Annotated in this window: 23 protein-coding genes; 5 read left to right on the forward strand and 18 right to left on the reverse strand. The window is 62.4% G+C overall.

The window, feature by feature from the left end; genetic code table 11:
- Window positions 1–55 precede the first annotated feature (55 nt).
- From FPZ08_RS05875 to FPZ08_RS05890, 4 genes are all read left to right on the forward strand, one after another.
- The gene (locus FPZ08_RS05875; protein ID WP_146289118.1) at window positions 56–814 is read left to right on the forward strand and encodes a glycerophosphodiester phosphodiesterase family protein; all 759 of its coding nucleotides are present in this window, start codon (window positions 56–58) and stop codon (window positions 812–814) included.
- A gap of 79 nt (window positions 815–893) precedes the next feature.
- Window positions 894–2,078 carry a GNAT family N-acetyltransferase gene (locus tag FPZ08_RS05880; protein WP_146289119.1) on the forward strand — a complete coding sequence of 395 codons (1,185 nt, stop codon included), beginning with the start codon at window positions 894–896 and terminating at the stop codon, window positions 2,076–2,078.
- A 58-nt stretch (window positions 2,079–2,136) separates the two neighbouring features.
- Window positions 2,137–3,261, forward strand: a complete 1,125-nt coding sequence (locus tag FPZ08_RS05885; protein ID WP_146289120.1) for a hypothetical protein — start codon at window positions 2,137–2,139, stop codon at window positions 3,259–3,261.
- A gap of 3 nt (window positions 3,262–3,264) precedes the next feature.
- Window positions 3,265–3,681 carry an HIT family protein gene (locus FPZ08_RS05890; protein WP_146289121.1) on the forward strand — a complete coding sequence of 139 codons (417 nt, stop codon included), beginning with the start codon at window positions 3,265–3,267 and terminating at the stop codon, window positions 3,679–3,681.
- 122 nt (window positions 3,682–3,803) lie between these two features.
- On the opposite strand, the gene FPZ08_RS05895 is transcribed toward FPZ08_RS05890, so the two are convergent.
- The 3 genes from FPZ08_RS05895 to proS are packed head-to-tail and all read right to left on the reverse strand — an operon-like array spanning window position 3,804 to window position 7,214.
- Window positions 3,804–4,490, reverse strand: a complete 687-nt coding sequence (locus FPZ08_RS05895; protein ID WP_146289122.1) for an ABC transporter ATP-binding protein — start codon at window positions 4,488–4,490, stop codon at window positions 3,804–3,806.
- On the reverse strand, window positions 4,483–5,868 hold the full coding sequence (locus FPZ08_RS05900) for an ABC transporter permease (RefSeq protein WP_425457571.1): 1,386 nt from the start codon (window positions 5,866–5,868) through the stop codon (window positions 4,483–4,485). The genes FPZ08_RS05895 and FPZ08_RS05900 overlap by 8 nt, the downstream gene beginning before the upstream one ends.
- Window positions 5,865–7,214, reverse strand: coding sequence for a proline--tRNA ligase (gene proS, locus FPZ08_RS05905; protein ID WP_146289123.1), 1,350 nt, complete (start codon window positions 7,212–7,214; stop codon window positions 5,865–5,867). Before proS ends, FPZ08_RS05900 begins: the two co-directional genes overlap by 4 nt.
- A gap of 327 nt (window positions 7,215–7,541) precedes the next feature.
- Here proS and FPZ08_RS05910 point away from each other — a divergent pair, with 327 nt between their 5' ends.
- Window positions 7,542–7,868, forward strand: a complete 327-nt coding sequence (locus FPZ08_RS05910; protein ID WP_146289124.1) for an MmcQ/YjbR family DNA-binding protein — start codon at window positions 7,542–7,544, stop codon at window positions 7,866–7,868.
- A 6-nt stretch (window positions 7,869–7,874) separates the two neighbouring features.
- Here the strand turns inward: FPZ08_RS05910 and FPZ08_RS05915 are convergent, their stop codons facing one another.
- The 15 genes from FPZ08_RS05915 to FPZ08_RS05985 all read right to left on the reverse strand — a co-directional run bounded on the left by FPZ08_RS05915 (window position 7,875) and on the right by FPZ08_RS05985 (window position 24,954).
- On the reverse strand, window positions 7,875–8,123 hold the full coding sequence (locus FPZ08_RS05915; protein ID WP_146289125.1) for a DUF1467 family protein: 249 nt from the start codon (window positions 8,121–8,123) through the stop codon (window positions 7,875–7,877).
- A 96-nt stretch (window positions 8,124–8,219) separates the two neighbouring features.
- Window positions 8,220–9,893: a ribonuclease J gene (locus FPZ08_RS05920; protein ID WP_146289126.1), complete on the reverse strand. Its 1,674-nt coding sequence runs from the start codon at window positions 9,891–9,893 to the stop codon at window positions 8,220–8,222.
- Between the two features lie 70 nt (window positions 9,894–9,963).
- Complete coding sequence (locus FPZ08_RS05925; protein WP_425457572.1) at window positions 9,964–10,794, reverse strand: biotin--[acetyl-CoA-carboxylase] ligase; 831 nt, start codon at window positions 10,792–10,794, stop codon at window positions 9,964–9,966.
- Window positions 10,795–12,240 carry an NADH-quinone oxidoreductase subunit NuoN gene (gene nuoN / locus FPZ08_RS05930; protein ID WP_146289127.1) on the reverse strand — a complete coding sequence of 482 codons (1,446 nt, stop codon included), beginning with the start codon at window positions 12,238–12,240 and terminating at the stop codon, window positions 10,795–10,797.
- Window positions 12,241–12,249: 9 nt separating this feature from the next.
- Window positions 12,250–13,821: an NADH-quinone oxidoreductase subunit M gene (locus FPZ08_RS05935; protein ID WP_146289128.1), complete on the reverse strand. Its 1,572-nt coding sequence runs from the start codon at window positions 13,819–13,821 to the stop codon at window positions 12,250–12,252.
- On the reverse strand, window positions 13,821–15,869 hold the full coding sequence (gene nuoL / locus FPZ08_RS05940) for an NADH-quinone oxidoreductase subunit L (RefSeq protein WP_146289129.1): 2,049 nt from the start codon (window positions 15,867–15,869) through the stop codon (window positions 13,821–13,823). The genes FPZ08_RS05935 and nuoL overlap by 1 nt, the downstream gene beginning before the upstream one ends.
- An 11-nt stretch (window positions 15,870–15,880) precedes the next feature.
- Window positions 15,881–16,189: an NADH-quinone oxidoreductase subunit NuoK gene (nuoK, locus tag FPZ08_RS05945; RefSeq protein WP_146292965.1), complete on the reverse strand. Its 309-nt coding sequence runs from the start codon at window positions 16,187–16,189 to the stop codon at window positions 15,881–15,883.
- 15 nt (window positions 16,190–16,204) lie between these two features.
- The gene (locus FPZ08_RS05950) at window positions 16,205–16,813 is read right to left on the reverse strand and encodes an NADH-quinone oxidoreductase subunit J (RefSeq protein ID WP_146289130.1); all 609 of its coding nucleotides are present in this window, start codon (window positions 16,811–16,813) and stop codon (window positions 16,205–16,207) included.
- Between the two features lie 11 nt (window positions 16,814–16,824).
- A complete protein-coding gene (nuoI, locus tag FPZ08_RS05955; protein ID WP_046170135.1) occupies window positions 16,825–17,313 on the reverse strand; it encodes an NADH-quinone oxidoreductase subunit NuoI in 489 nt (162 codons plus the stop codon).
- Window positions 17,313–18,410, reverse strand: a complete 1,098-nt coding sequence (nuoH, locus tag FPZ08_RS05960; protein WP_146289131.1) for an NADH-quinone oxidoreductase subunit NuoH — start codon at window positions 18,408–18,410, stop codon at window positions 17,313–17,315. The genes nuoI and nuoH overlap by 1 nt, the downstream gene beginning before the upstream one ends.
- Window positions 18,411–18,419: 9 nt before the next feature.
- Window positions 18,420–20,522, reverse strand: coding sequence for an NADH-quinone oxidoreductase subunit NuoG (gene nuoG, locus FPZ08_RS05965; RefSeq protein WP_146289132.1), 2,103 nt, complete (start codon window positions 20,520–20,522; stop codon window positions 18,420–18,422).
- 4 nt (window positions 20,523–20,526) lie between these two features.
- The gene (gene nuoF, locus FPZ08_RS05970; protein WP_056234053.1) at window positions 20,527–21,834 is read right to left on the reverse strand and encodes an NADH-quinone oxidoreductase subunit NuoF; all 1,308 of its coding nucleotides are present in this window, start codon (window positions 21,832–21,834) and stop codon (window positions 20,527–20,529) included.
- Between the two features lie 11 nt (window positions 21,835–21,845).
- Window positions 21,846–23,147 (reverse strand): NADH-quinone oxidoreductase subunit NuoE, encoded by a 1,302-nt coding sequence (gene nuoE, locus FPZ08_RS05975; RefSeq protein ID WP_146289133.1) that lies wholly within the window; start codon window positions 23,145–23,147, stop codon window positions 21,846–21,848.
- Window positions 23,147–24,340, reverse strand: a complete 1,194-nt coding sequence (locus FPZ08_RS05980) for an NADH-quinone oxidoreductase subunit D (RefSeq protein WP_146289134.1) — start codon at window positions 24,338–24,340, stop codon at window positions 23,147–23,149. The genes nuoE and FPZ08_RS05980 overlap by 1 nt, the downstream gene beginning before the upstream one ends.
- Window positions 24,337–24,954 carry an NADH-quinone oxidoreductase subunit C gene (locus FPZ08_RS05985; RefSeq protein ID WP_146289135.1) on the reverse strand — a complete coding sequence of 206 codons (618 nt, stop codon included), beginning with the start codon at window positions 24,952–24,954 and terminating at the stop codon, window positions 24,337–24,339. Before FPZ08_RS05985 ends, FPZ08_RS05980 begins: the two co-directional genes overlap by 4 nt.
- Between the last annotated feature and the right edge of the window lie 8 nt (window positions 24,955–24,962).

Consider the following 24,962-nt stretch of genomic DNA (forward strand, 5'->3'; position numbering starts at 1 on the left):
CACCAGCGTCACATTCCGGTGCCATTGAAGCACCACAACCCGTGAGGATGGCCGCATGACCGAACCTCTGTTTCCCAATCCCGTTGCCCATCGGGGCCTGCATGACCGCGCCAGCGGCGTCATCGAAAACAGCGCCAGCGCCTTCGAGGCCGCGATTCTCGCCGGCTTCGCCATCGAATGCGACGTGCAACTCACCAGCGACGGCGTGCCGGTCATCTTCCACGACGATGACATGAAGCGCCTGCTGGGCAAGGACGGCGCCGTGGCCGATTGCGCCGCCGCCGACATCACCAGCGCCAAGCTGCTCGACAGCGCCGCCGGCGATTGCCCGCAGAAATTCACCGATTTCCTGGCTCAGATTGCCGGCCGTGCCCTGCTGCAGATCGAGCTCAAGCACCAGCGCGACACCACCGGCACCCAATTGCTGGCCCGTGCCGTGGCCGAGGCACTCAAGGCCTATGAGGGCCCGGTGACCGTGGAATCCTTCGATCCGCACCTGCTGACGGCCATCCGCCAGTTCGGCTTTACCGGCCCGCGCGGCATCATCACCTATGACTACAAGCCCGACGGCTGGGACAGCCACCTGACCGAAGAGCAGCGCTATACGCTCCGCCACCTGCTGCATTGGCACGAAACCCAGTTCGACTTCATCTCCTGCTCCCAGGATGCGCTGCAATTGCCGGCCATCGTCTTCTGGCGCGCTCTGGGCAAGCCGGTAACGGCCTGGACCGTCCGGAGCCAGGTCGAGGCCGACGCTGCCCTGCCCGGCGCCGATCAGATCGTCTTCGAGGGCTTTGCACCCAAATCCGCGTGATCCGACGCGGCACCAAGCTTACAATGGCCGGCGAAAGGTCCTATCTTTAGCCGACCATTGACTCCCGCCGGGATTTCCCTTGGCAGACCAGCCCACACTCCGCGCCACTATCCATCCCAGCACGGCGAGCATTCCCGCCGCCGTGTGGAACAGCCTTGTGCCATCGACCGATGGGCGCAGCGATAACCCGTTCCTCGACCACGCCTTTTTCCTGGCGCTGGAAGAATCCGGCTGCGCCACGGGCCGCACTGGCTGGCAGCCTCAACATATCCTGCTGAGCGACGACAGCGACCGTCCGCTGGGCCTGATGCCGCTCTTCCTCAAGTCGCACTCCATGGGCGAATATGTCTTCGACCACGGCTGGGCCGATGCGCTGGAGCGCGCCGGCGGCCACTATTACCCCAAGCTGCAATGCTCGGTGCCCTTCACCCCAGCCACCGCACCCAAGCTGCTGGTGCCCTCTAGCGACCCGACGATCCGCGCCGCGCTGCTTTCGACGGCCCAGCAATTGGCTATCCAGCGCAACGCCTCGTCGGTCCACGCCACCTTTGTCCCGGAAGCCGAGGCCGAGGAAATCGAAGCCGATGGCTGGCTCAAGCGCGCCGACACGCAGTTCCACTGGCACAACCAGGGCTTTGCCAGCTTCGACGACTTCCTCGAAACGCTCTCCTCTCGCAAGCGCAAGACCATCCGTCGCGAGCGGCGCGATGCGCTGGCCGATGGCCTGACGATCAAATGGCTTTCCGGCAGCGACCTGCGCGAAGAGCACTGGGATGCGTTCTACGCCTTCTATGAGGATACCGGCGCCCGCAAATGGGGCCGGCCCTATCTCAACCGCGACTTCTTCTCACGGCTGAACGCAACGATGGCCGACCGCATCGTGCTAATGCTGGCCTATGACGGACCTGAAGCCATTGCCGGCGCCATCAACTTCGTCGGCAAGGACCGCATTTTCGGCCGCAACTGGGGCTGCACTCGCGAAGTGCCGTTTCTGCATTTCGAGCTCTGCTACTACCAGGCCATCGACTACGCCATCGCCCACAAGCTGGACGTGGTGGAAGCCGGTGCGCAGGGCGAACACAAGCTGGCGCGGGGCTATGCGCCGGCAACCACCTGGTCGACCCACTGGATCGCCCATCCCGGCCTGCGCGACGCCGTGGCTGACTACCTCGATCACGAGCGCGCCTTGGTCGAGCGAAACCAGGAACTGCTCGAGCAGTTCACCCCCTTCCGCAAGGGCGAACGAACAGATCACAAGGACTGATCGAACTTCAGTTCGGGGCTACTTCCCTACCGCGCCTATCCACTTTATGTAGGAAGTCATGATCTGGGACATTTTTGTATTCCTGCTGCAGGCCGCCCTTGTCTTTATCGTCTCGACGGCCCTGTTCGACGCGCTCCACTGGACGTTGCACAAGTGGGAAAGCTCGAAAATTCCGCTCTTGCGGACCTTTTCGTCCTGGCATTGGGTGCATCACAAGTTTCTCGGTCTCGATATGCAGATCAACCCGGCCTATGCCCGGGCCAATATCTGGTTCCATATCCTGCCCGAATATCTGACCTCACTGGCCGGAACCCTGCTTTTCCTTCTGGTCTTCCCCTGGCCGGTGATCGCCGCCGTAGCCGTCCTGCGCACGATCATGCTGGGCATGACGCTCCGCGAGGAAGGGCTGGACTATAACCACATGTCGATGGACCGCGTCGGCGGCCAGCAGGGCCTGCTCTGGGTGGATAACAACTACCACGCCATGCATCACGTCTATCCGCACAACTTCTTCTCGTCCTTCGCCAATGTGTTCGACCTGATCTTCGGCACCACCTGCCAGATCAAGGGCCGCCGCTTCCTCGTGACCGGCGCCGGCGGCGCGTTCGGCTCGGCCATGGTGGACAAGCTGACCCGGCTGGGTGGCATAGTCGAAACCGCCAAGTCCGGCGTGGATTTCACCCAAGGCAACTACACCGCCATGCGCGAAAAGCTGGAACGGGCCGACGTTCTCGTGCTCTCCCATGGCGCCAAGACCGACGATTGCTGGAACGCCAACAATGTCACCTTCCGCGAGCTTACAGAGCTGTTCACCGAGATTGGCAAGACCCGCCTGGCCCCGCCCGAAGTCTGGGCGCTGGGCTCAGAGGTCGAATTCCATGGCGACATGGGCATGGACGAACTCAAGGCCTATTCCGCCTCCAAGCGCGCCTATGCCCTGCGCGCCCGCGACTATTACCGTTCCGATGCCCTGATCTACCGGCATATCGTGCCGTCATCCTTCACCTCTGCCATGGGCAAGGGCGCTATGAGCGCGGCGACGGCGGTCAATATCGCGCTGTTCTTTATCCGCCGCGGCTTCCGCTACGTGCCGGTCACCCTGACCGGGCTGGCCGTGCTCAACTATTTCCGTTTCCGTTTCTTCCAGAAGGAGCAGCCGGACCTTTCCCAGCCGGCGGAGTGACCCATGAGCTACGATCCGTCCAATATCTTCGGCAAGATCCTGCGCGGCGAAATCCCGGCCCACCGGGTCTATGAAGACGAAACCGCGCTGGTGATGATGGATATTTTCCCCCAGTCGCGCGGCCACACACTGATCGTGCCCAAGGCCCCGTCACGCAATCTGCTCGACGCCGATCCGGCGGCCCTCGCGACGGTAATTCCGCTGGTGCAGAAAGTGGCCAATGCGGTCAAGCACGCCACCGGCGCCGATGGCATCCGCCTCGCCCAGTTCAATGAAGCACCGGCAGGCCAGACCGTGTTCCACCTGCATTTCCACGTCATTCCGGTCTATGAGGGCGTAGCCCTCGGCGCCCATGGCGGCGGCAAGGCTGACGACGCCGATCTTGCGGCCCTGGCCAGGGACATCGCCGCAGCGCTCTAGCGCTGGCTTTGGCGGTCCTTCAGGGTCAGCACAGCCACGATGGCCATGGTTCCGATGATCATCAGCAGGGTCATTGCAGTCCTCCTCGTAAGAGGAACACGCAATGCGCCCTGTAGGTTCGATCACAAAGTGTGATCGACCACCAAACCGCCCTTGAGCGTCACGATCCGATCCGCCCGCCGCGCCAGGTCGTGGTTGTGCGTGGCGATAAGCGCAGCGGCGCCTTCATTCTTGATCAGGTTGGCCAAAGCGGCGAACACCACGTCGCTGGTTTCCGGATCGAGATTGCCGGTCGGCTCGTCGGCCAGGATCACCTTGGGATGGTTGGCCGCGGCCCGGGCAATGGCGATGCGCTGCTGTTCGCCACCCGACAGTTCCGCCGGTCGGTGACTGGCGCGCGGCGCCACCCCCAGCAGGTCCAGCAGCTCCATCGAGCGCCGGTCGGCATCCCCCTGGGACTTGCCCGCGATAAGCTGCGGCATGGTGATATTTTCGAGCGCCGTGAACTCCGGCAGCAGGTGGTGGAACTGATAGACATAGCCCACCGTAGAGCGCCGCAATTGCGTACGGCCACGGTCCCCCAGCTTGCTGGTCGGAATGCCCATGATGGCGACTTCACCGGATTGCGGGCTTTCGAGCAGGCCTGACAGGTGCAGCAGTGTGGATTTTCCGGCGCCTGATGGCGCCACCAGCGCCACCAGCTCGCCGCTGTTGACGGTCAGGTTGGCCGCTTCCAGCACGTGGACGATGCTCTCGCCCTGTCCGTAATGCCGATGAACGTCGGTCAGAACCAGATGCGGCTTACTCATAACGCAGGGCCTCGACCGGGTCATACTGGGCTGCGCGCCAGGCCGGATAAAGCGTCGCGAGGAAACTTAGGCCCAGCGCCAGCAACACCACCACCGTCACTTCCACCGGATCGGTCTTGGATGGCAGCGAGGACAGGAAGAACACTTCGGGCGGGAAAATGGCCACACCCAGCGTGTTCGACACGAAGGCCCGCAACGGCTCGGCATTGGCCGCCACGATCAGCCCCAGCACCACGCCGCTCAGCGTACCGATAACGCCGATCGTCGTGCCGGTAATCGAGAATATCCGCATGATGGAGCCGCGCGTGGCGCCCATGGTGCGCAGCACGGCAATGTCCGAACTCTTGTCCTTCACCAGCATGATCAGGCTGGAAATGATGTTGAAGGCGGCCACCAGAATGATCATCGACAGGATGGTGAACATCACCACCCGCTCCACCTGCAGCGCCGAGAAGAAGGTTTCGTTGCGCTGCTGCCAGTCGGTGAGGATCAGCGGCCGCGCCGATGGATCGGCCTGCAGGCGCTGGCGCATCACCGCGATATTGTCAGGATCGTCGATGAAGATTTCCGCAGCCGTCGCCTGGCCAACTCTATCGTAATATTGCTCGAGCTGCTCATTGGTCAGCGGTGGATCAAGGGGGCCGGCCTGGGGCAGTTCCGCGCCCGGCTTCAACACCTCCTCGGTCAGCTTGAAATAATCCTGCGCCGGCTCGAGCGGCATATACATAAAGAAGCTGTCGAACTCGACCATGCCCAGGTCGAAGATGACATTGACCGGATAGGACTTGATCTGCGGCGTCGAGCCGAAGGGCGTCATCGCGCCATTGGGATTGATGATCTGCACCTGATCGCCCAGCGACACGCCGAGCGTCTGCGCCAGGCGATAGCCGATGGCCACGCCCTTGCTCTCGTCCCATGCGTCCCAACCGCCCTGTTCGGCGGCATTGTAGAGCAGCTTGAGCTTCTTGAGGTTTTCCTCGTCCATGCCGCGCACGGTGACGCCGGTGGAACTGCCCTGCCCCGAGGCCAGCACCTGGCCCTCGACGAAATAGACGGCAAAGCTCACGCCGTCGATCTGTTCGAGCGCCGCCACCGTTTCCTTGTAGTCGGTGAATTCGCGCTCGATGGGATAGGCGGTGAAATGGCCGTTGAGGCCCAGGATCTTGGTCAGCAGCTCCGCGCGGAACCCGTTCATGACCGACATGACGACAATCAGCGTCGCCACGCCGATGGCGACGCCGACCATGGTCAGGCTGGCGATCACCGAAATGAACGCCTCCTTGCGGCGCGCGCGCAGATAGCGCCCCGCGATCATCCACTCGAAGCGCGAAAAGGCGCGTGTGCCCTTGTTCAGCAGAGGCGGCGCCGTATCGGTCAAATGTCGGTCTTTCGCTGCGGTTCGATGAGGCCCTTGAGTCGCGCCACGGCATCGGCGATCGGCAGCGTCTCGCGCTCGCCGGTCTTGCGATGCTTGATCTCGGCTTCACCCGCGGCCAGGCCGCGCGGTCCCAGGATGATCTGATAGGGAATGCCGATCAGGTCCGCCGTGGTGAACTTGGCGCCGGCGCCCTGGTCGCGATCGTCATAGAGCATGTCGATACCGGCGGCGTTCAGTTCGTCATAGAGCCTGTTGCAAGCCGCGTCGCAGGCCGCATCGCCCGCCTTTAGATTGATCAGCACCGCCTCGAACGGCGCCACGCTGACCGGCCAGACAATGCCGGCATCGTCGTGGAACGCCTCGATCAGCGCCGGCACCAGGCGGGTCGGCCCGATACCATAAGACCCCATATGCACCGTGATTTCCTTGCCGTCGGGACCGGTCACGGTCGCCTTCATGGGTTCGGAATACTTGGTGCCGAAGTAGAAAATATGGCCGACTTCGATGCCGCGCGCCGAAACCCGGAATTCCTCAGGCACGGCCGCTTCATATTCGGCCATGTCGACCATTTCCTCGGTCGCCGCATAGAGCGACGTCCAATCCTGGAAGATCGGGTTGAGATCGCCGCGGAAATCGGTATCGGAACCCGGAATGGACTTGTCGAGCAGGCGCCGATCACAGAACACCGCGCTTTCGCCGGTATCGGCCAGCACGATCCATTCATGGCTGAGATCGCCACCGATGGGGCCAGTATCGGCGCGCATGGGGATGGCGGTCAGGCCCATACGGGCATAGGTGCGCAGATAGGCCACGAACATGCGCTCATAAGCCTCGACAGCCGCTTCCTTGGTCAGATCGAAGGAATAGGCATCCTTCATCAGGAATTCCCTGGACCGCATGGTGCCAAAGCGCGGCCGCACCTCATCACGGAACTTCCACTGGATGTGGTAGAGGTTCAGCGGCAGGTCCTTGTAGGACTTCACATAGGCCCGGAAGATGTCGGTTATCATCTCCTCATTGGTGGGGCCATAGAGGAATTCGCGCTCGTGCCGGTCCTCGATGCGCAGCATTTCCTTGCCATAGGCATCGTAGCGCCCGCTTTCGCGCCACAGGTCGGCCGACTGGATGGTGGGCATGAGAAGCTGGATCGCGCCGGAGCGGTTCTGCTCCTCCTCGATGATCTTCTGCACCTTCATCAGCACCTTGTAGCCAAGCGGCAGCCACGAATAGAGGCCGGAAGCTTGCTGGCGGATCATGCCGGCGCGCAGCATCAGCCGATGCGAAACGATCTCGGCTTCCTTGGGCACGTCGCGCAGCACGGGCAGAAAATAGCGGGACAGGCGCATGTAAACTCCGGGAAAACGTCAATCGACCTCGAGGCTTTTGTTGATGCCCACTCAAATCCTACTCGTCCATCCGATGCAAGCATGGAAGCCATGCAGAATCTACGTGACAGGGAGAATTCTTGTTGTTAGGGTCCCTCGCAATAAAACAAAGGCGGCCCAAACCGCCGGACGTCGACAACGTCAAGGGAGGAGCGTTGGCAGCCGCTTTCGTAGCGCGCCTAAGACCAGCGTATTGTCGAACAAACTCAATTCAGCGGGGCCTTGTGCCCCGCTTTTTTGTTTCGGGCGCCGAAGGTAAGTTCGACCGGGGGATTGCGGGAGGTTTTGATGGCCGATGGAGCCGATCTGAGACGCATGGCTTTGGCCCTGCCCGGAGCGAGCGAAGCCCCGCATTTTGACCGCGCGGCGTTCAGGGCGGATCGCATCTTCGTGACGCTCGATGCCGCCGGCCGGACCGCCAACTTCAAGTTCACCCCGGACGAGCAGGAATTCAAATGCCAGCTGGCGCCGGAGGTCTTTACACCAATCGACAACGGCTGGGGCCGCCAGGGCTGGACCATGGCTAAGCTGGCGGCAGCAAGCCTCGATGATCTGCAGGCGGCGCTGGAAATGGCCTACGCCCATGCCGTGGGCAAGCCGAAGCGCAAGCGCTGAAACTGCTCAGCGGTTCCAGTAGTGATGCAGGGTCTCGTTGGTGAGGCCCCACAACAGCAGCGCTGTCAACGCCATGGCAATGGCCGTGGCAATCAGCACCCGTCGCAGCAGATGCGGCGTAATGGGCGCAGCAGGCTCGGTGCCGGATGTCACCTTGCCAACCTCGATCTGGCTGCGATTGCCGATCGACACGACGGTGACGAAGGTCAACCACCACATGACGAAGAAGACGGCGATGATGGAGCCGATCTGCATGGCTTTTCCTTTCGCGGCGACATGTCCTCAATACGCCCGATGCCACCCCCGCGATAGCGGGGATGACCGTTTCCTATTGCCGCAGCCGTCGTGCACTCAGACCCGATGCACGAACACCGAAACGTTGGGCTTGCGTCCCCAATAGGCGTTGACCTCGTTGCGGATCGCCTTGAACAGGGCCGAGTTCAGCACTTCGGTATCGCTGCGGCGCTTGGGCGGCATGGATTTGAGCACGCCGGCAACAGTGTCCTCCACCAGTTCACCCAGCGACTCGTCCTCGGTCTCCGGCAGCCCCTCGATCACGAGATCGGGGCCCGACACGACCTGGCCGCCACCATTCACGCAGAGGCTGACCACGACATGCCCGCCAAAGGACAGCCGGCGGCGGCCTTTGACGCCGGATTCCTCGGGCGTGCACAGCACCAGGCCATCGAGATAGAGTTCGCCCGTGCGCACTTCCGACGGGAAAGCCATCGGCTCGGGGAACAGCCGCACCAGGTCGCCATTGCGCGCTTCGCAGACTGTGGGAATGCCGGAATCGCGACCCAGCTTGGCATGGGCTTCCAGATGCACGGCCTCGCCATGCACCGGCACCAGCACTTCCGGCTTCACCCAGGAATAGAGCTTACGCAGCTCGTCGCGACGCGGATGGCCGGTCACATGCACCAATCCGTCATTCTGGGTAATGACTTCCACGCCCTTGTCGATCAGCCGGTTCTGGATGTCGATGACTTCGCGTTCGTTGCCCGGAATGGCCCAGGACGAGAAAATCATGCGATCGCCGGCATTAAGGTCGATCACCGGATGGTCGCCGCGCGCGATACGGGCGATGGCGGCGCGCGCCTCGCCCTGACTGCCGGTGCAGATCAGCACGATCTTGTTACGCGCGATGGTCTTGTAGGCATCCTGGTCGAGCAACGGCGGCAGGCCTTCGAGCATGCCGAGTTCCTTGGCGATGCCCATGATCCGGTGCAGCGAGCGACCCGACATGACCACCTGCCTGCCCGCCTTTTCGGCGGCCCGGACAATGGAGACCACGCGGCCGACATTGGAGGCGAAAGTGGTGACGGCCACGCGATTGGGCGCCTCGGCGATCATGGCGGCCAGGTTGGCGGCGACATCGGCTTCGCTGGGGCTTTCGCCATCCTTGAGCGCATTTGTGGAGTCGCAGATCAGCGCCAGCGGGGTCGATGTGTCCTCGCCGATCTTCTGCAGCCGCGCCACGTCGGTCGGGGCATTGCTGACCGGCGTCGGATCCAGCTTCCAGTCGCCGGTATGCAATACCCGGCCGATCGGCGTCGTTATCAGCAGGGCATTGGATTCGGGGATCGAATGCGCGACATTGATCGCCTCGATGGTGAATGGGCCCACCGAAAACGGCTTGCCTGGGCGCATGATGGTGACATCGACATTCTCGACAATGCCGTCCCCTGCCCGCTTGGCCGCCAGCATTGCAGCCGTAAACGGCGTGCAGAAGACCGGCTTTTCAAAGCCCGGCCAGAGGTCGAGCACGGCGCCATAATGGTCTTCGTGGGAGTGGGTGAGGATCAGGCCGAGAATATCGTCCGCGCGTTCCTCGAGGAATTCGGGATTGGCCATGATCAGCTCGATGCCCGGGAGGTCCGGGCCACCGAAAGTCACGCCGCAGTCGACCACGATCCACTTGCGCGAGCGTTCCGGCCCGAAGCCGTAGGCGCCCATATTCATGCCGATCTCGCCGACGCCGCCAAGCGGCACGAAGACGAGTTCATCCCTTTGGTTTTTAGCCATGGGTCAGTTCAGTCCTTTCGAGCGCAACGCCGGATCGATCATTGGTCGCCGGTCGCGCGCGTTGTTGTGGTCAGCTTCGGGCGCTGGCCGTTGCCCCAAAATGCACGTCGCCCGCTGTGATCGCGATGCGGCGATTGTCTTCGGCGCGGACGATCAGTCGCCCCGCGTCGTCGATGGTTTCAAAAATTCCGCGCAGCACATCGCCGTTCTGGTTGACCGCGACCGGTGCGCCAATTCCGGCGGCCGAAGCGCGCCAATGTTTCAGGACGTCGCCAATGCCCCGGCCGTCATTCCACAGGCCAAAGGTTTCGACCCAGGCATCGCCCAATGCCTCGAATACATCCTCTGCGCTCAGGCTGACGCCGAGATCGGCGAGGCTCGTCGCGGGATAAGGCAGGCCCTCCGGTGCTGCGACGACGTTGACACCAAAGCCGATCGCTATGGCATGGCGGCCATCGGGCAGCTTGCTGGCTTCGAGCAATATGCCGGCCAGCTTGGCGCCATCGGCCAGAACGTCGTTGGGCCATTTGAGCGCGATGCGGGATTTGCCCTCCAGCGCATCGGCCCCATCGATGCCGATCTTGACCAGCCCACCGGGCAATATGGCCGACAAAGCGCGGTTCAAGGAGACGCCTGCCACAAAACCCAGCGTCGCCGCCAGAGTAGGATCGGCCTCGGGAACAATCAGCAGCGTCGCGGCAAGGTTGCCATGGGGACTTTCCCACTGCCGGCCGCGCCGGCCCCTGCCCGCTGTCTGCTGGCGCGCCGCAAACCAGATGCCGCCAAGATCGCCGGCAGTGGCGGCCTCGATGGCCTCGGAATTGGTCGAGCCTATACTGTCATAGCCCCGCAGCCGGTAGCCGGCTGCGCGCGCCATGGGCCCGAGGGCAAAATCCGTCACCTAGAACAGGCTTCCGGCAGCAGTATGGGCAAAACTGGCCAAGGGACTGCCGACGGTGAAATAATAGGTGACGAGCAGAAAACCGGCCACGCCCATGATGATATTGAGCTCGCCCGGCACGGCATCGAACCTGGCAACCGGCTCATCGAAATACATGATCTTGACGATACGCAGGTAGTAGAAGGCACTGACGGCCGAGGCCAGCACGCCAATGACCGCCAGCACATAAAGCTGCGCGTCGATAGCGGCGAGGAAAGCGTGCCACTTGGCAAAGAACCCGGCCAGCGGCGGCATGCCGATCAGCGAGAACATGACGATGGCCATGATCGCGGCAACGAACGGGCGAGCCTGCGCGGCCCCGGCCAGGTCGCTGATATTCTCGACATAGCCGGCCTCGGTGCGCAGCGACAGGATACAGGCGAACAGCCCCACCGTCATGGCGACATAGATGGCCATGTAGATGGCGACGCCTTCAACGCCCACCTGTGTACCCGACGACAGGCCGACCAGTGCAAAGCCCACATGGCCGATCGAGGAATAGGCGATCAGGCGCTTGATCGATTTCTGGCCGATAGCCGCAAAGGCCCCCAGCACCATTGAAGCGATGGACAGGAAGATGATGATCTGCTGCCAGTCATGCGCAATGCCCTGGAACGTATCCATCACCAAGCGCACCATCAGCGCCATGGCCGCCACCTTGGGGGCCGTGGCGAAGAAGGCGGTCACCGGGGTCGGTGCACCTTCGTAAACGTCGGGGGTCCACATATGGAACGGCACGGCCGAGATTTTGAAGGCGACGCCGGCAAGCAGGAACACCACGCCGAAGATCAGGCCGATCGAACGCCCCTCGCTGGCAATGGCCAGCACGATTTCCTGCAGGTTGGTATGACCGGTAAAGCCGTAGATCAGTGAGGCGCCATAGAGCAGGATGCCCGAGCTCAGCGCACCCAGCACAAAATATTTGAGGCCTGCTTCGGTCGCCTTGCCGTCATCGCGCTTGATGGCAGCGAGCACGTACAGCGCCAGCGATTGCAGTTCGAGCCCGACATAGAGGCTCATCAGGTCATTGGCCGACACCATGGCCAGCATGCCCAGCGTCGCCAGCACGACCAGGATCGCATATTCGTATTTGTGCGTGCCGTGTTCCTCGGCGCGCGGCAGGGCGAGCAGCAGCGAAAAAGCCGAGCCACCCAGCACCAGCACCTTCATGAAGCGCGCAAAGCTGTCGCCGATGAAGACGCCGTTGAACAGCACGCCCTCGGCCGGCGCGAACAGGATCAGCGCAGCCGTGACGAGCAGCAGCAGCACGGCGCCATAGGACACAAGGACCGAGCGCTCCTTGTTGATCACCACGCCAATGACCAGCAGAACGATGGCGCCCAGGGCCAGAAGCATTTCCGGATAGGCGGGAGCCAGGCTCGCGAAATCGATAACGTCTGAGTTCACGGGACTCTCCTAGTGGGCAGCAGGCTCGGCCGCGGCCGGCTCTGCGGCAGCAACCGGTTCAGCATGGACAAGCGGCGCCTGCGCATCGGCCAGCGACACGGCCGGATCGAGGCCAACGGCACTGGCATAATGCGACACCAGATTATCGACGGCCGCGGCCGTCGTATCGAGGATTGGCGCCGGATAGAAGCCGAACACAATGGTCAGCACGATCAGCGGGTAGAGCACGACCTTCTCGCGCAGGTCGAGATCGAGAATGCCCTTGAGGCTGTCCTTGGTCAGGGCGCCGAAAATGATCCGGCGATAGAGCCACAGCGCATAGCCGGCCGAAAGGATCACGCCAAAGGCCGCGCCGAAAGCAACCCAGGTATTGACCTGGAACACGCCGATCATGGTCAGGAATTCGCCGACAAAGCCCGACGTGCCGGGCAGGCCGACATTGGCCATGGTGAACACCATGAAGGCAAAGGCGTAGCGCGGCATGCGCTCGACCAGACCGCCATAGGCCGCGATATCGCGGGTATGCATACGGTCATAGATGACGCCGACGCAGAGGAAGAGCGCGCCCGACACGATACCGTGCGAAATCATCTGGAACAGCGCACCCTGGATGCCCAGCGCATTGCCGGCAAAGATACCCATGGTCACGAAACCCATATGGGCCACGGAGGAATAGGCGATCAGCTTCTTCATGTCGGTCTGCACCAGCGCGACCAGTGAGGTCACGATGATGGCGGCGACGGAAAGGAAGAAGATGATGTTGGCGAACTGCAGCGACGCATCCGGGAACATCGGCAGGCTGAAGCGCAGGAAGCCATAGCCGCCCAGCTTGAGCAGAATTGCCGCCAGGATCACCGAACCGGCCGTCGGCGCCTGTACGTGCGCTTCCGGCAGCCAGCGGTGGAACGGCCACATCGGCATCTTGACGGCCAGCGAGGCAAAGAAAGCCCACCACAGCCAGGGCTGCCAGGACTTGGGGAAGTCATGCGCCAGGAGCTTGACGATATCGGTCGTGCCGCCGCTCCAGAACATGGCCATGATGGCCAGCAGCATCAGCACCGAGCCGGTGAACGTATAGAAGAAGAACTTGTAGCTGGCCTGGATACGGGCGGAACCGCCCCAGATGCCGATGATGAGGAACATCGGCAGCAGCGTGCCTTCGAAGAAGACATAGAACATCGCCAGATCGAGCGTGGTGAACACGCCGATCATCAGTGTTTCCAGCACCAGGAATACGATCATGTATTCCTTGACGCGCTTGTCGACTTCCCAGCTCGCCAGGATGGTGAAGGGCATCAGCAGCGCCGTCAGCACCACAAACAGCACCGAAATGCCGTCAACGCCCACGCGGTAACCGATGCTGTCGCCGATCCAGGCGTAATTGACCACGAACTGGAAGCCCGGGTTGGACGGATCGAAGCTCTGCCACATGGCCAGCGACAGCACGAAGGTGATGACGGTGACGATGAGCGCTATCCAGCGGATGGCGTTGAGCGAAGCCTTGGGCGTGAACAGCAGCACCGCCGCGCCCAGGAGAGGCAACCAGGTGAGGACTGAAAGGATCGTATTGGAGAAGTTCATCAGATCAGTCCCCCGGCCGCAATGGCCCAGGTCAGCAGCGCCGCGACACCGATCAGCATCGCGAAGGCATAATGATAGACATAGCCCGACTGGAGCCTGGTGACCCAGGAGGTCACGTTCTGCACCCTGCGGCCGAGGCCCTCGGAAATCTTTTCATCAATCAGCCAGTCGTCGAAACCCTTCCAGAAGGCGCGTCCGATCCACAAAGCCGGCCTGACGAAAATGGCGTCATAGAGCTCGTCGAAGTACCACTTGTTCAGCAGGAACTGGTAGAGCCCCGGATTCTGCGCCGCCAGCTTGCCCGGAATATCCGGCCGGCGGATATACATGACATAGGCGGCGACGAAACCGATGATCATCGCAATCGTGGCGCTCCACTTGGCCCAGAGCGGGACGTGGTGGGCAGCTTCGATGAGTTCGTGATCCACCACGATGGCACCGGCGAAGAAGTGCTCGATATGCTCAACGTCGTGGAAGAACATGCCGTAGAACGCTGCGCCAGCCAGCACCGCACCGGCGGCCAGCACATAGAGCGGCACCAGCATCACATTGGGCGCTTCATGCGCATGGTCATAGGCCGAACCATGACCATGGCCATGATCGTCATGCGCCGCATGGTCGTCATGACCGCGTGCGGCGGGACGCGGCTCGCCATGGAAGGTCAGGTGGATCAGCCGCCACGAGTAGAAGCTCGTGAAGAGCGCGGCGATGACCAGCAGCCAGAAGGAGAAAGCACCGGCATTGCCGCCGACGGCATAGGCCGCCTCGATGATCGAGTCCTTGGAGAAGAAGCCGGCAAAGCCCAGGAATTCCGAGCCGGGAATACCGACACCGGTCAGCGCCAGCGTGCCGATGAGCATCATGGCATAGGTGATCGGGATCTTCTTGCGCAGGCCCCCCATGTTCCGCATGTCCTGCTCATGATGCATGGCGTGAATGACCGCGCCGGCGCCCAGGAACAGCAGTGCCTTGAAGAAGGCGTGCGTGAAGAGGTGGAAAATGCCCGCCGAATAGGCCCCTGCCCCCAGGGCCACGAACATGTAGCCGAGCTGCGAGCAGGTCGAATAGGCGATGACACGCTTGATGTCGTTCTGCACCAGGCCCACCGTCGCCGCAAAGAAGGCGGTGATCGCGCCGATGACCAGAACCACGGTCATGGCAAAAGGCGAGGTCTCGAACAGCGGCGACAGGCGCGCCACCATGAAGACGCCGGCAGTCACCATGGTCGCGGCATGGATCAGCGCCGACACCGGGGTCGGGCCTTCCATGGCGTCCGGCAGCCAGGTATGCAGCAGGAACTGCGCCGACTTGCCCATAGCACCCATGAACAGCAGCAGGCAGACCACGGTCATGGCATCGAACTGCCAGCCCAGGAACTGCATCACCGGCAGGCCCGTAGTCGCAAATTCACCCGCGGCGGCAAATGCACCATCGAACGTGATCTGGCCCAGCACCATGAAGGCGCCGAAAATGCCGAGCGCGAAGCCGAAGTCGCCGACACGATTGACGATGAAAGCCTTCATCGCCGCGGCATTGGCCGAAGGCTTGGTGTACCAGAAGCCGATCAGCAGATACGACGCCAGGCCCACGCCTTCCCAGCCGAAGAACATCTGCAGGAAGTTGTCGGCCGTCACCAGCATCAGCATGGCGAAGGTAAAGAGCGAGAGATAGGCGAAGAACCGGTTGCGATGCGGATCGTCGGCCATGTAGCCGATCGAATAGACGTGCACCAGGCTCGACACGGTGTTGACCACGACCAGCATGATGGCGGTCAGCGTATCGACACGCAGCACCCAGCGCAGATCCATGTCGCCGACCTGGATCCAGCGCATCACCTCGACCTTGAGAACCGCGGTATGGCCATCGACTTCGGCGCCCACCAGCCCGCCACCAAAGGCGACCGGCAGGAAGACGACCCAGCTCAGTACAGCCGAAATCAGCAGCAGCCCCGTGGTGATATACTCACTCGGACGGTGCCCGATGGTACGGCCCAGCAGCCCCGCAATCAGCGCGCCGATAAGGGGCAGGAAAACAATCGCTTGAATCATAGCGGTGGTTCTTAGCCCTTCATCATGTTGACGTCTTCAACCGCGATCGAGCCGCGGTTGCGGTAGAAGATTACGAGGATGGCGAGGCCGATGGCGGCCTCGGCAGCAGCCACGGTGAGGATCAGCAGCGCGAAGATTTGCCCCTGCAGGTCGCCGAGCTGCGCGCTGAACGCTACCATGTTGAGGTTCACGGCCAGCAGGATCAATTCCACCGACATCAGGATGACGATGACGTTCTTGCGGTTGATGAAGATGCCGAACACGCCGAGCGTGAACAGGATTGCTGCTACGGTCAGGTAGTGACCGAGCCCGATACCCAAGCCCATTTCTGCCTCCTACAACCCTTGACCGCTTTTGACTTTGACGACTTCCAGCGTTTCCGAAGGCCGGCGCGCGACCTGGTCGACCGGATTCTGACGCTTCACGTTGCTCTTGTGCCTCAGGGTCAGCACGATGGCGCCGATCATGGCGACCAGCAGCACCGCAGCTGCACCCTGGAACAGGAAGACGTAACGGGTATAGAGCACCTGCCCGATGGCCCGCATATTGTCGACCGTGCCATCGATCGGCAGTGCCGAACCGCCCGCCACTTCCGGCGAAATCACGAAGCTGCCGGCCAGCAGCAGCAGTTCGAGCAGCAGCACGATGCCGACAATGACGCCAACCGGCGCATATTGGAGGAACCCCTGCCGCATCGAGGCGAAGTCCACGTCGAGCATCATCACGACGAACAGGAACAGCACGGCGACGGCGCCAACATAGACCACGACCAGCAGCAGCGCCAGGAATTCGGCGCCGGCCAGCATGAACAGGCCCGAGGCATTGAAGAAGGCCAGGATCAGGAACAGCACGGCATGCACCGGATTGCGTGCCGAAATGACCATCACGGCCGAGACGATCGCAACCGCCGAGAACAGGTAGAAGAAGAATAGTGGAAGGGTCATGCTCTTCCCTCTCAGCGATACGGCGCGTCGGCGCTGAGGTTGGCCGCGATTTCGCGCTCCCAACGGTCGCCGTTGGCGAGGAGCTTCTCTTTCGAGAAGTACAGCTCTTCACGCGTTTCGGTTGCAAATTCGAAGTTCGGACCTTCGACGATGGCATCGACCGGGCAGGCTTCCTGGCAGAAGCCGCAATAGATGCACTTCACCATGTCGATGTCGTAGCGCACGGTGCGGCGGGTGCCGTCATTCTGGCGCGGGCCGGCTTCGATGGTAATGGCCTGGGCCGGGCAGATAGCTTCGCACAGCTTGCAGGCAATGCAGCGTTCTTCCCCATTGGGATAGCGGCGCAGCGCATGCTCGCCACGGAAACGAGGCGACACATGCCCCTTTTCAAAGGGGTAGTTGATGGTCGGCTTGGGCGAGAAGAAATAGCGCATGGTCAGGAAGAAGGCTTTCACCAGCTCCGTGAGCAGCAGCGTATTGACGAACTGGGCGGCGCGCATCAGGCCATCCCTCCATGCCAGCCCCAGCCGGTGAGCTGAAGCACGAAAGCGACAATGATGACCATAGCCAGCGACAGCGGCAGGAACAGCTTCCAGCCGATGCGCATCAGCTGGTCATAGCGATAGCGCGGCACGATGGCCTTCGCCATGGCGATCATGAAGAACACCATGCTCACCTTGATGAAGAACCAGACCAGACCCGGAATCCAGGTGAAGGGCGGCAGGTCGATCGGCGAGGCCCAGCCACCGAGGAACAGCACGGTGGTCATGGCGCACATCAGCAGGATCGAGATGTATTCGCCGAGCATGAACAGCAGGTAGGGCGTGGCCGAATATTCGGTCATGAAGCCGGCAACCAGCTCGGATTCGCCTTCCACCAGGTCGAAAGGCGGCCGGTTCGTCTCGGCCAGAGCCGAGATGTAGAACACGATGAACATCGGGAACAGCGGCAGCCAGAACCAATTGAGGAAGCTCAGCCACGGCACGCCCAGCATATGGGCCAGGCCCATTTCCTGCTGCGCCACCACGATATCGGAAAGGTTCAGCGAGCCCACGCAGAGCAGCACGGTGATGATGACGAGGCCGATGGAGACTTCGTAGGACACCATCTGCGCCGCCGAGCGGAGCGAGCCGAGGAAGGGATATTTCGAGTTCGACGCCCAGCCACCGATGATCACGCCATAGACGCCGAGCGACGAGATGGCGAGCAGGTAGAGGATGCCGAGATTGACATTGGCAATGGCCAGCCCCGCATCGACCGGGATCACGGCCCAGCCGGCCAGCGCCAGCGTCGCGGTGATCAACGGCGCCAGCAGGAACAGCACCTTGTCGGCGCCGCCGGGAATGACGGCTTCCTTGAGCGCGAATTTCAGCAGGTCGGCAAAGCTCTGCAACAGGCCGAACGGACCAACCACGTTGGGGCCACGGCGAATCTGCACGGCCGCCCAGATCTTGCGGTCAGCCAAGAGGATGAAGGCGGTGAAGATCAAAAGGCCCACCAGTAATAGCAGAGCCTTGTAGATCAGCCCAACCTGCACACCCCAGCCAAGGACCGGAATGCCGAGCAGGTAGTCGAGTGCGGAGAGAATAAAGTCCATTGGTCTCCCCTACTCCGCTGCCTGCCGCAGGCCGGCTGCCATGGCGGCACATTCGCCCATGACGGCGGACGCGCGGGCAATCGGATTGCTGAGATAGAAATCTGTCACGGCCGAGCCGAACGGCGCCGACTTGGTCTTGATGGCGGCCTTGCCCAGCTTGGCCACATCACCGACCGAACCGGTTGCGATCTGGTCGATTCGCGCCAGATGCGGGAATTCGGCATAGATCGCCGCACGCAGCTGCGTCAGCGAATTGAACGGCAGCGGCTTGCCAATGGCGCCGCTGAGAGCCCGGACGATCGCCCAGTCTTCCTTGGCCTCGCCTGGCGGGAACACGGCGCGGCTGGTCACCTGGACGCGGCCCTCGGTATTGACGTAAGTGCCGGATTTCTCGGTATAGGTCGCACCCGGCAGTATGACGTCGGCGCGGTGTGCGCCGGCATCGCCATGGCTGCCGATATAGACGACGAACGCCTTGCCCATGGCCGACATGTCGTATTCGTCGGCGCCGAGCAGGAACAGCACATCCAGCTCGCCCTTGCCGGCCAGACCGATCTGGTCGGCCGAGCAGACACCGCCATCATGCGGCACGAAGCCGATGTCGATGCCACCCACGCGGCTGGCCGCATTATGCAGCAGCGCAAAGCCGTTCCAGCCTTCGGCAACATTGGCGCCGCTGGCCAGCTTGGAGGCCAGCGCGATCGTGTCGCGGCCCACCTGCTTGCCGAGCTTCGCATGGGAGACCGCGGCCTCGCCAACGATGATCAGCGGGTTCTTGGCATTGGCGAGAATCTGGGCGAAGTCGCCCTTGCCCGCGGCCAGTTCGGCCAGGGTCTCAAAGCCTTCGCCGAGATAGGCATAATCGTAGGTCAGGTCCGCACGCTCGCCGACCACGGCAATGGGCAGGCCCTTGGCGCGCCAGGTCTTGCGGATGCGCGCATTGACCAGCGACGCTTCCTTGCGCGGATTGGCGCCGATGATGAGGATGGCGTCGGCCTGCTCGATCCCAGCAATCGTTGGATTGAAGATATAGGCCGAGCGCGGCATGGACGGGTCAATTCCCGACATGGCCGGACGCACATCGGTCATGCCCGAGCCGACAGAGGCCAGCAGGGCCTTGAGCGCATACATTTCCTCGACGGCGGCCAGGTCACCGGCAATGGCGCCGACCTTGTTGCCGGCCTTCTTGACACGGGCGGCGACAGCGGACAGGGCTTCTTCCCAGCTTGCGGGCTGCAGCTTGCCAGACTTGCGCACGTAAGGCCGGTCGAGCCGCTGGCTCTTAAGTCCGTCCCAGATGAAGCGCGTCTTGTCGGAAATCCACTCTTCGTTGATGGCCTCGTTGATGCGCGGCAGGATGCGCATCACTTCACGGCCGCGGCTATCGACGCGGATGGCAGAGCCGACGGCGTCCATCACATCGACGCTCTCGGTCTTCACCAGCTCCCACGGGCGGGCATTGAAGGCGTAGGGCTTGGAGGTCAGCGCGCCAACCGGGCAAAGATCGATCACATTGCCCTGCAGCTCGCTGGTCAGCGCCTGCTCGAGATAGGTGGTGATCTCGGCATCCTCGCCGCGACCCAGCAGGCCCATCTCGGCGATGCCGGCAACTTCGGTGGTGAAACGGACGCAGCGCGTGCAGTGGATGCAGCGGTTCATCGAGGTCTTGACCAGTGGGCCAATATACTTGTCCTCGACGGCGCGCTTGTTCTCGGCAAAGCGGTTCTTGTCCACGCCATAGGCCATGGCCTGGTCCTGCAGGTCGCATTCCCCGCCCTGATCGCAGATCGGGCAATCGAGCGGGTGGTTGATCAGCAGGAATTCCATCACGCCTTCGCGGGCCTTCTTGACCATCGGCGTGTTGGTGAACATTTCGGGCGGCTCGCCATTGGGGCCGGGACGCAGGTCCTTGACCGACATGGCGCAGCTCGCCTGCGGCTTGGGCGGACCGCCCTTCACTTCGACCAGGCACATGCGGCAATTGCCGGCCACCGACAGGCGCTCGTGATAGCAGAAGCGCGGAATTTCCGCGCCGGCGGCCTCGGCTGCCTGCATCAGCGTGTAGTAATCAGGAACTTCGACGAGCTGGCCGTCGACCTTGATGGAAGCCATGGCCCTACTCCGCAGCGATCGACGGCACGGCGCCGTCGCTGGTGGACGAATACGTATACTGGTCAATCCGCTCTTCGATGACGTGGCGGAAATTGCGGATCAGGCCCTGGATCGGCCAGGCCGCGGCATCACCGAGCGCACAGATGGTGTGGCCTTCGATCTGCTTGGTCACTTCGAACAGCATGTCGATTTCGCGCTTCTGGGCGCGGCCTTCGACCATGCGTTCCATGACGCGCATCATCCAGCCGGTGCCTTCGCGGCACGGCGTGCACTGGCCGCAGCTCTCATGCTTGTAGAAAGCCGACAGGCGCCAGATGGCTTTGATGATGTCGGTCTGCTTGTCCATGACGATCACGGCAGCCGTACCGAGGGACGAGCCCACTTCGCGCAGCCCATCAAAATCCATCACGGCATTGCGCATCTTCTCGCCCGGCACACAGGGTACCGAGGCGCCGCCGGGGATCACGGCGAGCAGGTTGTCCCAGCCGCCGCGGATGCCGCCGCAATGCTTCTCGATGATCTCTTCGAAAGTGACGCCCATGGCTTCTTCGAAGGTCGCCGGCTTGTTCACATGGCCGGAAACGCACATCAGCTTGGTGCCGGTATTGTTGGCGCGGCCGATCGAGGCGAACCAGGCGCCCGAACGGCGCAGGATTTCCGGCACGACGGCGATGGATTCGACGTTATTGACCGTGGTCGGGTTGCCATAGACACCCATGCCAGCCGGGAATGGCGGCTTCAGGCGCGGCTGGCCCTTCTTGCCTTCCAGCGACTCCATCAGTGCGGTTTCCTCGCCGCAGATATAGGCGCCGGCGCCGTGGTGGACGATGATATCCAGGTCCCAGCCGTGGATATTGTCCTTGCCGATCAGCTTGGCCTCATAGGCCTGCTCGACCGCAGCCTCGAGGCGCTGGCGCTCGCGGATGAACTCGCCGCGCACATAAATGAAGGCGAGATGCGCATCCATGGCGCGGGCGGCAAGCAGGCAGCCCTCCACGAGATGATGCGGATCATGCCGCAGGATATCTCGGTCTTTGCACGTGCCTGGCTCGCTCTCATCCGCGTTGACCAGCAGATAATGCGGGCGGCCGTCATTGACCTTGGGCATGAAGGTCCACTTGAGCGCGGTCGGGAAACCGGCGCCGCCGCGGCCACGCAGGCCCGAGGCCTTCACCTCATTGGTGATCCAGTCACGACCGGCATCGATGAATTCCTTGGTCCCTACCCAGGCGCCGCGCGCACGCGCACCTTCGAGCGTCCAGTCGCCCTGGCCATAGAGATTGGTGAAAATGCGGTCCTTGTCAGCGAGCACTCTTCATACTCCTAACGCGGCTTCTTGCCGAAGACGCGGATATATTCGGCCTCGCCACCCTTGGCGAGCGCGGCGGCCTGGGCCAGCCAGTTGTCACGAGCCACGCGGCCCTTGAAACTCAGCGAGTCCTCGACCTTGGCAATGTCGCCGGCGGTGAACTTGGCCACCTGGCTCCATTTGGTGATACCCAGGGCGTTGAGACGCGCTTCGAGCACCGGGCCAACACCCGAGATTAGCTTGAGATCATCAGGCGTCCCCTTGGGCGCCTTGAACAGCGGCGCGGAGCCGCCCTTTTCAGCAACCGGATTCACTTCGGCGGGAGCGGCCTTGGCCGGCTTTGCAGCCTTGCCCTTGGCGGCGCTGGTGGTCATTGCGCCTACAGCAGGAGCAGCCTTGGTGGCCTTGCCCGGTGCCTTGCCGCCATCGATCTTGGCGGCCTTGGATTCGGCACCGGTCGCATCTTCGCGCATCGCCTTGTTAGGCTTGCCATTGGCCTTGGCCGAAGCATTGGCGGCCTTGCGCTCGCCTTCGGCCTTGGCCTGGGAAACCTTGGCACCTTTCGGCGTGCCCTTGAGGGCCGGTGCAGCTTCCTCGCTCACATCCTTCGGCTTGGACGCCGTGGTCGGGGCGGGTGCGGCGGCCACAGGCGCCGCGGCATCGGCCGGCGGCGGGGGCGGCACGAATTTGGTACGCTTGGCGCTCGGCTTTTCGAGCAGCGTGGTGCGGCCACCTTCGGCCGCGGAAGTTAGTCGGTCGATCTGCGGACCCGGCTTGATCGTATCGCCCTTGCCGGCGGCGAAAGCATCGACGATCTCTTCGAAACGCTCGGCCGTCAGGTCTTCATAGGTGTCGTGATAGATCGTCACCATCGGCGCGTTGACGCAGGCGCCGGCGCATTCCACCTCTTCCCAGCTCATCGTGCCATCGGCGTTGAGGTGATGCGAATCGGGATGGATCTTGGACTTGCAGATGTCGATCAGATCGCCCGCCCCACGCAGCATGCAGGGCGTGGTGCCGCAAACCTGGATATGGGCGCGGCTGCCCACCGGCTGCAGCTGGAACTGGGTGTAGAACGTCGCCACTTCCAGCACGCGGATATAGGCCATGCTGAGCATGTCGGCGATCGTCTCGATCGTCGCGCGGCTGACCCAGCCATCCTGGTCCTGCGCCCGCATGAGCAGCGGAATGACGGCAGATTGCTGACGGCCGGTCGGGTAAAGCCCGATCTTCCACTCCGCCCATTTGGCGTTTTCAGCAGTAAAGGCGAACGCGGCCGGTTGAACCGACTCGTCCGCAAGGCGACGCGCAACCATTAGCGATCAACCTCTCCGAACACGATATCGAGCGAGCCAAGGATAGCCGAGACGTCAGCCAGCATGTGGCCGCGGCACAGGAAATCCATGGCCGACAAATGCGCAAACCCCGGCGCGCGGATCTTGCAGCGATAGGGCTTGTTGGTGCCGTCGCTGACCAGATAGACGCCGAATTCGCCCTTGGGCGCTTCCACGGCGGCATAGACCTCGCCGGCCGGCACCTTGTAGCCCTCGGTGTAAAGCTTGAAGTGATGGATCAGCGCTTCCATCGACCGCTTCATCTCGCCACGGCTGGGCGGGACGACCTTGCCGTCGAGCGAGGAGACCGGGCCCTTGCCATCGGCGGCATTCAGCTTGGCGATGCACTGCTGCATGATGCGGGTCGACTGGCGCATCTCTTCCATGCGGATGAGATAGCGGTCGTAGCAGTCGCCATTCTTGCCGATCGGAATGTCGAAATCCATCTCGGCATAGCATTCATAGGGCTGGCTCTTGCGCAGGTCCCAGGCAGCGCCCGAGCCACGCACCATCACACCGGAAAAGCCCATATTCCAGGCGTCTTCGAGGTCTACCACACCGATATCGACATTGCGCTGCTTGAAGATGCGGTTCTCGGTCAGCAGCTTGTCGATATCGTCCAGCGCCTTGGGGAAGGTCGTGCAGAAAGTCTCGATATCGTCGATCAGCGCCTGTGGCAGGTCCTGGTGGACGCCACCGGGGCGGAAATAAGCAGCGTGCATGCGCGCGCCCGAAGCGCGCTCATAGAACACCATCAGCTTTTCGCGCTGCTCGAAGCCCCAGAGCGGCGGCGTCAGCGCACCCACATCCATGGCCTGCGTGGTCACGTTCATCAGGTGGGCCAAGAGGCGCCCGATTTCCGAATAGAGCACGCGGATGAGCTGGCCGCGGCGCGGTACTTCGAGGCCCAGCAGCTTCTCGACGGCCAGGGCAAAGGCATGCTCCTGGTTCATCGGCGCCACATAGTCGAGCCGGTCGAAATAAGGCACGGCCTGCAGATAGGTCTTGGATTCGATCAGCTTCTCGGTGCCGCGATGCAGCAGGCCGATATGCGGGTCGACACGCTCGACGATTTCGCCGTCCAGCTCCAGAATCAGGCGCAGCACGCCGTGGGCCGACGGATGGACCGGCCCGAAATTGATGGTGAAGTTTCTGACTTCGGCTTCAACAGTCATTGCTTGGCCTTCTCGTCACCGGGCAGCACGTAATCCGTACCCTCCCAAGGCGACAGATAGTCGAACGAACGATATTCCTGCATCAGCTTGACCGGCTCGTAGACGACGCGCTTACGCTCCTCGTCATAACGCACCTCGACAAAGCCGGTGGTCGGGAAGTCCTTGCGCAACGGATGCCCGTCAAAACCATAATCGGTCAGGATGCGGCGCAGATCGCCATGGCCCGAGAACAGCACGCCGTAGAGGTCGTACGCCTCGCGCTCGAACCATTCGGCACCGCGGAAAACCCCCGTAATGCTCGGAACCGGCGTCACGTCATCGGCCGAAACCTTGATGCGGATGCGCTGGTTCAGATGCGGGCTCATGAAGTGATAGACGACATCGAATCGCTCGTCGCGCGCGGGATAGTCGGCACCGCACACATCGACGAAGCTGATGAACCGGCAGCGCGGGTCGTCGCGCAGGAAAGTGGCCACGGCCACAATCGCGTCTCTTTCGGCCGTCAGGGTGAGTTCGCCAAAGGCAACTTCCTGCGACAGGATCGCCGGGCCAAGCGCGCGCGCAATGTGCTCGCCAAGGTCCACAAGCGGATCGACCTGGATTACTTCATCCATTCTGGGTG

The sequence above is a fragment of the Devosia ginsengisoli genome, from assembly GCF_007859655.1.
Classification (GTDB): domain Bacteria; phylum Pseudomonadota; class Alphaproteobacteria; order Rhizobiales; family Devosiaceae; genus Devosia; species Devosia ginsengisoli.